We start from the raw sequence: 6,435 nt of genomic DNA, 5'->3' as shown, positions 1-6,435 counted from the left end.
AACCCGTCAGTGGGCGCCCGCGCCGGTGAGGGCGCGCACCTCCAGTTCCGCGTACTTGACCTCGTCGTGCTCCTTGGAGATCACGGTGCCGATCCAGCCGCAGAGGAAGCCGAACGGGATGGAGATGATGCCCGGGTTGGACAGCGGGAACCACTGCCAGTCCTGGTCGGGGAACATCGCGGTGGCCGACCCGGAGACCACCGGCGAGAAGAACACCAGCACCACGGCGGAGAGCAGACCGCCATAGATGGCCCAGACCGCGCCCGAGGTGTTGAACCGTTTCCAGAACAGGCTGTAGAGGATCGCCGGCAGGTTGCCCGAGGCGGCGACCGCGAAGGCCAGCGCCACCAGGAAGGCGACGTTCAGGTTCTGCGCGAAGATCGACAGCGCGATCGACACCGCGCCGATGACCAGCGCCGAGATCCGGGCGACGGCCACCTCCTGCCGCTCCGAGGCCTGGCCGCGCTTCATGACGTTGGCGTAGAAGTCGTGCGCCAGACTGGACGACGACGCCAGCGTCAACCCGGCGACCACCGCCAGGATGGTGGCGAAGGCGACCGCCGCGATGATCGCCAGCAGGGTCGCCGCGCCCAGGTCGCCGCCGAGGAAGTCCATGCCGAGCGCCTCGGCGAGCTGCGGGGCGGCGGTGTTTCCGGCCTTGTCCTGCGCGGTGATCGCCTCGCTGCCGACGAGCGCCGCCGCGCCGAAGCCGAGGGCCAGGGTGAGCAGGTAGAAGGTGCCGATGATGCCGATCGCCCAGAGCACACTCTTGCGCGCCGCCTTCGCCGTCGGGACGGTGTAGAAGCGGATCAGGATGTGCGGAAGGCCGGCCGTGCCGAGCACCAGCGCGATGCCGAGCGAGAGCAGGTCCATCTTGTTGTAGAAGGTCTGCGTCGGATCCCCGGCCACCTCCCTGCCGTAACGCAGGCCCGGTTCGAGGAAGGCGGCCCCCTTGCCGGAGGCCGACGCCGCGTCACCGAGCAGCGACGACAGGTTGAACTTGTACTTGGCCAGCACCAGCAGGGTCATCGCCAGGGCGCCGGCCATCAGCAGGAACGCCTTGACGATCTGGACGTACGTGGTGCCCTTCATCCCGCCGACCGTGACGTAGATGATCATCAGGGCGCCGACCATGATGATGGTGGCGACCTTCGCGGTGTCGGCGTCCATGCCGAGGAAGGTGGTGCCCGGCTTGATGCCGAGCAGCAGCGCCACCAACGCGCCCGCGCCGACCATCTGGGCCAGCAGGTAGAAGATCGACACGGTGATGGTGGAGACGGCCGCGGCGGTGCGTACCGGACGCTGGCGCATCCGGAAGGCCAGCACGTCGGCCATCGTGTACCGGCCGGAGTTGCGCAGCAGCTCCGCGACCAGCAGCAGCGCCACCAGCCAGGCCACCAGGAACCCGATGGAGTAGAGGAAGCCGTCGTAGCCGTAGAGGGCGATGATGCCGGCGATGCCGAGGAACGAGGCGGCCGACATGTAGTCGCCGCCGATCGCCATGCCGTTCTGGAAACCGGAGAAGGAGCGACCGCCGGCGTAGAAGTCGGTGGCGGTCTTGGTCTGCCGGCTGGCCCAGATGGTGATGCCCAGGGTGACCGCCACGAAGGCCAGGAAGAGCACGATGGTGAGGTTGCGGGCGGTGCCGCCGCCCGCCTCAGCCGCGAAGACCGTCGTCATGCCGCACCTCCCCGATCTCGGCGCGGATCCGGTCGGCGATCGGGTCGAGCCTCCGGTCCGCGTACCGCGAGTAGAGCCACGCGATCAGGAACGTCGAGACGAACTGCAGCAGACCGAAGACCAACGCGACGTTGATGTTGCTGCCGAACAGCTTCGTGCCCATGAAGTCCCGCGCGTACGCGGACAGGATCACGTAGAGCGCGTACCACAGGAAGAACGCGACGGTCATCGGGAAGACGAAGCCGCGCAGCGCGCGGCGCAACCCGGCGAAGTCGTCCGACCGCTGTACGGCCAGGTATCGCTCCGCCGCGGATTCGGCCGGGGCGGACGGGGGTGTGTCCGTGGACATTTGTGGATCACCACCTTCACAGGCGTTGGGAGTTTCGCGCACGGTAGAGAGCGCGCTTCCCGGCCGGGAAGGCGGAGATCGACCGCGGTCGGCGAGTGCGCCGAACGGTCCACTGGATGCGCCGAGTGACCCAGGTCACTCCGATTACCGGTCGCCCCGCGTCGTCGGGTCAACCGCCGAGCGCCTGACCGGACCGGGAGCCGGCGAAGGGCCGCCCACCCGCACCCTCGGGCACAGTCAGGTCAGCTCGCGGTAGCGGCCCCGGTAGTGCAGCAGCGGCATGCTCTCGCCGGCCAGGTCGACCGCCTCGATGGTGGCCTCGACCAGCAGGCCCCAGCCGTACTCCCGGCTGTTGTCGAGCCGGCAGCCGACCCAGCCCCCGGCGTCGGACGGGACCGGGCCGTACGGGGTGTCGGTCCACGAGCCGGCGGCGAACAACCCGCCCGGCGACGGGAAGAGACCGGCGAACCGGTCGGCGAGCTGCCGGTGCGGTGGCCCCAGCGGGGACACCGCGAACCGTCCGGCCTCCGCCACCGCCGCCCACAGGTCCGACTCCGGGTCGACCAGCCCGAGCAGCCGGTCCGGCTCGCCCTCGGCGACCAGTGTGGACGACACCGTCAGGCCCGCCGGGCCGGGAGCCGTCCACAGGGTCACCGGCGCGGCGAGCCGCCCTCGCAGCCGGCGAACGGGCGAGCGCTGCCCGGCCGGCACGGCGAACGGGTCGGTGTGGTGGATCTCTGCTCCCGGCTCCGGATTCACGTGAAACATTGTGCCGCCCCGGGCCCCGGTCGGCCGGCGAAGCCTACGCGGGCCCGATCCGCCTCCGACCCTGCGGCATGTCGCGGCATCCGGTGTCAGGGATGCCGCGACATGCCGCACTGGGATCAGACCACCGGGCCGGACGGGTCAGCGGGTGGCGGTGAGGGAGCCGCAGTCGGTCTCGTCGGGCAGGAGCGGGCGGAGGGTGACCCTCCACCGCTTTCCGTCCGAGACCCAGGGGGTCACCGCGTTCGCCGTGGCCGCGGCGTCGAGCAGTGGCTTCACCCGGTCGCCGGTGACCGTCACGCAGGACAGGCCGGTGGTCGCGCCCAGCGGCGCCCCGGGCAGAGCCGGGCCGGGCCAGACCACCTCGGGCTGCCGTCCCGCCTCGGCGTCGGCGACCCAGGGCTGTGCCACGGCAGCCACGGCGGTCGGCTGGTACGGCTGCGACGGCTCGGCCGACCCGCCGCCGGCGGCCGGCGCGTCGGTCAGCGACTGGGCGAAGGCGCGCAGCTTCTCCCGGGCCGCTCGCTGGCCGGCGCTGAGCCCGGCCTCGGGGCCGACCACGTCGAGGGCCTCGACGGTGGTCTCCTCGACGCCCGTCGGCCCCCGCAGGGCGAAGCGGGTCGCGGGAACGTCCGTGACCGGCGGGGTGCCCAGGTCACCGGCGGTGCCCACCCCGGCTGCCCGGGCCCGCTCGACGAGCCGGCCCACCTCGTCGGCGGAGAGCGTCACCACCTGGACGTTGGGCAGGGCCGGTCCGGGGTACCGCAGCACCACCGGACCCTGGGTGATCATCCGGCCGTCGCCGTACACGGTGACGGTGGGCAGGCGGGTGGCCAGGTCGGCGGGAGTCACGAAACCGCCGGTGTGTTCGATGCGGAGCACCACGGCGTCGCCGGGGTACGTCGGCGCGGCTGCGCCGGCCGGGTCGTCCTGCTGCGCGCAGGCGGTGGTCGCCAACAGGATCAGCGGTAGCACCGCTGCCCCGCGTACGGCGGAAACAGTCAACATGCCGGTGTGACGCAAACGCGCGCCGGATCGTTCCCGACGCCAGGTGCGGAATCACCCGGAAGGGGCGCGGCGCCGGCCGCACCGCCCGACCCGGCTCGGCACCCGACGGCCGGCGTCAGCGCCTCGGGGTGACGGTGGCGAGCAGTTCCGGCTGCCGCCGGTCCAGCACGTCCCCGCCGACGTACGCCCCGAGCAGCGCCGCGCCCAGGCCGTACGCCGCGCCGAGCGGCAACGCCAGCCACAGCCAGCTGTCGCCGAGCAGCCCGGCGGCCACCACCACCGGCATCGCCGCCGCCGCCGAGCCGACCATGGACAGCAGGGTGAGCAGGCTCTTGGCCATCCCGGCGCCGCTGTTCATGGCGAACGGGTTGCTCGTCTCCGGCAACGAGTACGCCCCCAGCACCGAGACCAGCCCGTTGATCGCCAGCCCGACCCCGTACGCGGCCAGCAGCGCCCCGGCGGCCACCCCGACCCAGCCCGGCTCGCCCAGCACCGCCACGATCACCACGGCGACCACGCCGAGCATCGGCACCACGTAGACCGAGAAGGCCGTCATCCGGGCGTGCAACTCCAGCCGGCCCGGCACCCCGGCCACCACGTTCGCCGCGTACGCGCTGCCGTCGAAGCCGAACTGGTTGGCCAGGGTCACCGAGGCGAGCACCCCGACGAAGAGCATCGACAGGCTGAGCAGCACCGGCGACGAACTGCCGGAGAACTCGAAACCCGTATCCGACGAGGCGGTGAAGCCGCCTCCGCCCAGGTTCACCAACACCGGCACGAACACCCCCACCACGGCGACGGTGATCAGGTTGGCTCGCCGCCGGGCGTCCCGCCACCAGTAGCGGCACTCCCGGGCGACCAGCGCGCCGAACCGGTCCCGCCCGGCCCAGCCGAGCATCCGGGGGAAGAGCTGCCCGACCGCCCCGCCCACCGGACCGCGCCGGGACTTCGTCGGGGCGGCGCCGGCCGCGCCGACCATCGCCGACTCCAGTGACCGCGACCACCAGAGCAGGAGCAGACCGACGGTGGCCCCGGTGATCAGCAGTTTCACCGGCACCGCCCAGGCCCGCCCCTCGGCCACGTCCAGGCCGACCGTCCACGGCGCCCCGAAGGGTGTCCAGCCCACCACGGCGGCCACCTCGACGAGCCGGTCCCAGTCGGCCTTTCGAACCGCCGCCAGCACCAGCAGCTGCAACGGGCCAAGCATCGCGGCGACCACCGCCAGCAGCACGGCGGCCAGGTCACGGACCCGTCGGGACCGGAGCATGGTGGCGAACGCACTGGTCACCGCGCGGCTGGCCGCGACGCAGAGCAGCAGCCCGGCGACCACGCCGACGGCGGCGACCAACCCGGCCACCCAACCGCCCAGCGCCCAGGCGGTGACCACCAGGCCCGCGGTGGCGCCCAGCATCGCCAGCACCGGCACGCTGGCCAGGGCCGCCGCGAACATCCCGCCGACCAGGGTGCGCCGGGGCAGCGGCAGCAGCGCGAACCGGGCCGGATCCAGGGTCTCGTCCACCCCGAAGAAGACCAGCGGCAGCAGCAGCCAGCCGAGCACCAGCAGCCCGCCGCCGAACGCGGCGGTCAGCAGCGCGTACCGGGGCTCGCCGGCGAACCCGGGCGCGGCCAGCAGCAGGAAGCCACCGCCGGCGAACCAGAGCCCGCCGAACACGCCGGCCACGAAGAGAACGACGCGCCAGCTCTGGCCGCGGAGGTTGTTGGCCATCACCCGCAGCTTGAGGCGGACGAAGTGCCGGGCCGAGACCGGCCGTACCGGCTCGGTAGGCGCGGTCACCGGGACAGCCACGACAACTCCTCGCCGGTGGCCGTCCGCCCGCCGACCGCCTCGACGAAGACCTCTTCCAGGCGGCGCTCGCCGCGCACCTCGTCGAGGGCGCCGACCCGCTTGATCGCCCCGTCGGCGAGGATCGCCACGTGCGAGCAGAGCCGCTCGACGACCTCCATGACGTGGCTGGAGAAGACCACGGTGCCGCCGCCGACGACGTACCGGCGCAGGATGTCGCGGATCAGCGCGGCGGAGACCGGGTCGACCGCCTCGAACGGCTCGTCCAGCACCAGCAACCGAGGGCCGTGCAGCAGCGCGCAGGCCAGGCCGATCTTCTTCTTCATGCCGGCCGAGTAGTCGACCACCAGGGTCCGGCCGGCGTCGGCGAGCGCCAGCACGTCGAGCAGTTCCGACGCCCGCTGGTCGACCACCGCGGTATCCATTCCGCGCAGCAGACCGTGGTACGCCAGCAGCTCCGCCCCGCTGAGCCGGTCGAACAGGCGTACCCCGTCCGGCATCACCCCGAGCAGCCGCTTCGCCCGCACCGGGTCGCCCCACACGTCGTGCCCGAGCACCCAGGCCTGGCCGTGGTCCGGCCGGAGCAGGCCGACCGCCATGGACAGGGTGGTGGTCTTGCCGGCGCCGTTGGGGCCGAGCAGACCGAAGAACGAGCCGGCCGGGACGTCCAGGTCGACGCCCGCCACGGCGACCTTGCCGTCGAACCTCTTGGTCAGGCCACGCAGCGCGAGCGCGGAGTGCTCACCAGTCATGCGAAAACCGTATCCGGGCCGGACCAGCGCACGGTCCGGCCGCGAAATGATTGCCCGGTCATCCCCCGGACGTACCC

General features: G+C 72.5%; 5 protein-coding genes and 1 pseudogene. All 6 read right to left on the bottom strand.

Annotation, left to right across the window (positions count from 1 at the left end; genetic code table 11):
- Positions 1 to 6 precede the first annotated feature (6 nt).
- The gene (locus E1193_RS13200) at positions 7 to 1,680 is read right to left on the bottom strand and encodes a cation acetate symporter (RefSeq protein WP_132183478.1); all 1,674 of its coding nucleotides are present in this window, start codon (positions 1,678 to 1,680) and stop codon (positions 7 to 9) included.
- Positions 1,658 to 2,029, bottom strand: coding sequence for a DUF485 domain-containing protein (locus tag E1193_RS13195; RefSeq protein ID WP_132183477.1), 372 nt, complete (start codon positions 2,027 to 2,029; stop codon positions 1,658 to 1,660). Before E1193_RS13195 ends, E1193_RS13200 begins: the two co-directional genes overlap by 23 nt.
- A gap of 237 nt (positions 2,030 to 2,266) precedes the next feature.
- Positions 2,267 to 2,797: pseudogene (locus E1193_RS13190) on the bottom strand (flavin reductase family protein); the annotation flags it as partial.
- 138 nt (positions 2,798 to 2,935) lie between these two features.
- Positions 2,936 to 3,802: a hypothetical protein gene (locus tag E1193_RS13185; RefSeq protein WP_243707578.1), complete on the bottom strand. Its 867-nt coding sequence runs from the start codon at positions 3,800 to 3,802 to the stop codon at positions 2,936 to 2,938.
- A 115-nt stretch (positions 3,803 to 3,917) separates the two neighbouring features.
- A complete protein-coding gene (locus tag E1193_RS13180) occupies positions 3,918 to 5,609 on the bottom strand; it encodes an ABC transporter permease (protein ID WP_132183475.1) in 1,692 nt (563 codons plus the stop codon).
- Positions 5,594 to 6,358 (bottom strand): ABC transporter ATP-binding protein, encoded by a 765-nt coding sequence (locus E1193_RS13175; RefSeq protein ID WP_132183474.1) that lies wholly within the window; start codon positions 6,356 to 6,358, stop codon positions 5,594 to 5,596. Before E1193_RS13175 ends, E1193_RS13180 begins: the two co-directional genes overlap by 16 nt.
- Between the last annotated feature and the right edge of the window lie 77 nt (positions 6,359 to 6,435).

This window comes from Micromonospora sp. KC606 (genome assembly GCF_004348675.1).
Classification (GTDB): Bacteria; Actinomycetota; Actinomycetes; order Mycobacteriales; family Micromonosporaceae; genus Micromonospora.
Note: the sequence above shows the minus strand (reverse complement) of the source record. Positions and strands in the feature narration are given on the sequence as shown.